The sequence below is a fragment of the Burkholderia sp. Ac-20349 genome (assembly GCF_017104865.1).
Lineage (GTDB): Bacteria > Pseudomonadota > Gammaproteobacteria > Burkholderiales > Burkholderiaceae > Burkholderia > Burkholderia aenigmatica.
Map to the genome: position 1 here is coordinate 1 of NZ_JAAGPM010000289.1, position 2,996 is coordinate 2,996.

A 2,996-nucleotide genomic window follows, 5' to 3' on the forward strand; every position below is an offset into this window, starting at 1 on the left:
ATCTCAAAAGAAATCGTCTTTTTTGAGGGGAAATCGGGCCATTTTTGGCCCGATCAAAATCAACCCATTGAAAAGAAAGAGAATTTATCGGGCCATTTTTGGCTCGACCGGGTCAAAAATGGCCCGACTGCCCGAACGAGCAAAAATTGATACAGCGCACGAGGATGAAAAAAGCCCCGAAGGCCAAATGGCATTCGGGGCTTTTTGCGCTGGTTACGCGAGCCGCCTGCAGGCGCCCGAGTGATCCGCGTCAGACCACGGTGATCGCAAGCGCGCTTTCGCGATAATGCTTCGCAGCCTTGTCGGTTTCGCCGAGATGCTCGAACAGACGCGCGAGCGCGCGATGCGTACGCACCTTCAGCGCCTCGTTGTCGGCCAGCTTCAGTGCCGATTCGAGGAACGACTGCGCCTTGCCCCACAGTTGCTGCTGCTGGCACAGGCGGCCAAGCGCGAACAGCAGGTCGGCATCCTCCGGGTGATCCTTCTTCCACCCTTCCGCCTTCTGGATCAGCGGCAGCGCATCGGCGCCGGCCGTGTCCGGGTAACGGCGCAGCAGGCGGGCATCCCAGTTGTGCGCGAGCGCATCCTCGACGATGCGCCGCGCTTCGTTGCGACGTTCGAGCGGCACGAGCAGATCGGCCGCCAGATCGGCGAGACGCGGCGACTGGCGCTCGACCGGCGACAGCGACTGCCACACCTCGAGCAGCGCGTCCGGGTCGTGCCGGCGTTCGCGCAGCAGGTTTTCCGCGGCCTGCTGGCGCAGCCGCACGGCCGCGGCCGGATGCAGCGCCTCGCGCTTCTCGAGCGCCTTCGCGAGCTTCAGCACCTCGGCCCAGTTCTTCAGCTGCTGCTGCGCGCGCAGTGCGACCTGCTGCGCATGAATGCGCTTGCCGCCCGCCTGCAGGTCGGCCAGCGCGGCGAGCGCGCCGTCGGCATCGCGCGCATCCGCGCGCATGTCGGCCGCGGCGAGCAGCCGTGCATCCTGCCACTCAGGCGCGTCGACCCTCGACAGCCAGTCGTCGCGGCGCGTGTACTCGTGCATCCGGTGCGCGGCGGTGGCCGCGACAAGACTCGCCGCGCCCTGGTTCGCATCGACCGACAGCGCTTCGCGCGCGGCCTTCTCCGCGCGCGAGAAGCGGCCTGCGTACAGGTTCGCGATCGCGTCGCGCAGCGATGCCTGCGCCTTCTCGTTGCGCGAACGCGCCCGATACGCGGCGACCCGCTGCGGCATGCGCCAGATGTTGCGCACGATGCGCAGCAGCGCGTACACGACGATGAACAGCACGACGATGGCGATCACGAACAGGTTCAGCGACACGTCGATCCGGTACGGCGGATAGACGAGCAGCACCTGCCCCGCGTCGAAACGGCCGACGGTGGCGAGCGCAGCGGCGATCGCGAACAGGACCGCGAGCCAGACGATTCCTCGAAGCGTCATCGTTACCCCCGGCTCTTGAACTGCTGAACGGCGTTCAGGCTCGTGTTCAGGTTCGGCACCGCAACCGTCAGCGATGCGCCGTCAACCTGCTTGAGCAGATCCTCGACGGTCTGCGTGTCCTTCGATGCCTGGTCGAAATACTTCCCGAGCGACGCCTGCGCGGCGTGCAGGTCGGCCTTCATCGCGCTGTCGTTGCGCGCGAGCAGCGACAGGCGCGCGGTCAGCAGGCGCAGCTTCACGTTCTCGCGCACGAAGTAGCCCTGGTCGGGCGACGCGAGCATCGCGTCCGCATTGTCGATCCGGCGCACCTGCACGAGCCCTTTCAGCTGCTGGCCGAGGCCGGCCGAGAAGTCGTGCCACCACACCTTCCAGCGCGGCTCGCCGGCCACGGCCGACGACGCGGCGTCGGCCGGCGCGGCCTTCGGCGCTTCGTGCGGAACGATCGCCTCGCCGGACAGCGGCAGCGCGTCGATCTTCGCGATCGCGTCGTCGAGCTTGATCGCGAGACCCGTGAGGTCGGCCGCCGGTGCCGCCTTCAGCTTCTCGATGTCCAGCGCGAGCGCCTTGCGCACCGTGACGGCCTGCGCGCTCTGCGACGTTGCGAGGCGTGCGTCGGCGTTCTGCAGCGCGATCAGCGCAAGCTGCGTGTTGCCGGTCAGCTGAAGCTGCTGGCTCGCGCTCGACAGCATCTGGTCGACTTCTTCGAGCATCCACGCATCGCGGTTACGCGACAGGTCCTGGTATTGCTGCTGCAGCGCCTGCTGCGCGCTCTGTGCGTCGGCAAGCTTGCCGTCGAGTTGCGCGAGCTGCGTGTCGACCTGATGCGCGCTCGCGAGCGCCTGCTCGGTCTTCGTGCGCGTCTCGGCCGTCTGCGCATCGAGCGCCTTCTGGCGTGCGACGAACGTGCCGTCGAGCCGGTCGATCTTGCGGTTCAGCGCGTAGCCGCCGACGCCCGCCGCGCAGCCGAGCACGACGACGACGAACCACAGCACCGCGCTGCCGCCGCGGCGCGCAGGCGGTTCGGACGCCATATAGGCGGGACGGGACGGCGGTGCGGATGCAGCGGCCGGCTGGGAAGCGACGCTTTTGGAATCGTTGGTATCTGTCATGCGTTTAGTCACCGGTGCGGCTGTCGCCGGTTGGACGGCCTCGTCGGCCATCGTTCGAAACGCGCGGACGATGCGCTCATCGCCCGCGCCGGTCAGCGTAATCCTATCAAAACCCAATGCACGCGCGGTCTGCTCGATCCGCGGATGCGGCGTCACGAGCGGCGCATGCTTCAGCGCGTCGATCTCGGCATCGTTCAGGTGCGACCGCGCGAGTTCGTGCAGGTTGCGCACGCCTTCCGAGCTCGTGACGAGCCACGCATGCGGTTCGCCGTGGAGCAGCGCATGCACGCGCTCCCACGCGCCGACGCGCGGCTCGGGCACGACGCGCCGGTACGCGGCGACGAGCGTGACGTCCGCACCGGCCTCGCGCAGCCGCTCGGCGAGCCATTCGCGCCCGCCGTCGCCGCTCACGATCAGCACGCGCTTGAGATCGGACGAGCGTCGTGTAG

General features: G+C 67.7%; 3 protein-coding genes. 1 reads left to right on the forward strand and 2 read right to left on the reverse strand.

Going from position 1 to position 2,996, the window contains the following annotated elements; all coding sequences use genetic code 11:
* Positions 1-244 (forward strand): hypothetical protein (locus G3N61_RS38500; RefSeq protein WP_205825059.1); only part of this gene is annotated, 244 nt, incomplete at its 5' end.
* 6 nt (positions 245-250) lie between these two features.
* On the opposite strand, the gene G3N61_RS38505 is transcribed toward G3N61_RS38500, so the two are convergent.
* Together G3N61_RS38505 and hemDX are read right to left on the reverse strand one after the other, a co-directional pair.
* Positions 251-1,438: a heme biosynthesis protein HemY gene (locus G3N61_RS38505; protein ID WP_043189773.1), complete on the reverse strand. Its 1,188-nt coding sequence runs from the start codon at positions 1,436-1,438 to the stop codon at positions 251-253.
* Between the two features lie 2 nt (positions 1,439-1,440).
* Positions 1,441-2,996: fused uroporphyrinogen-III synthase HemD/membrane protein HemX (gene hemDX, locus G3N61_RS38510; RefSeq protein ID WP_205825060.1), on the reverse strand; the 1,556-nt coding region annotated here is incomplete at its 5' end.

Excerpts from the sequence above, each read along its gene's own strand:
- G3N61_RS38505 (WP_043189773.1), bottom strand. The coding sequence starts at position 1,438 with ATGACGCTTCGAGGAATCGTCTGGCTCGCGGTCCTGTTCGCGATCGCC.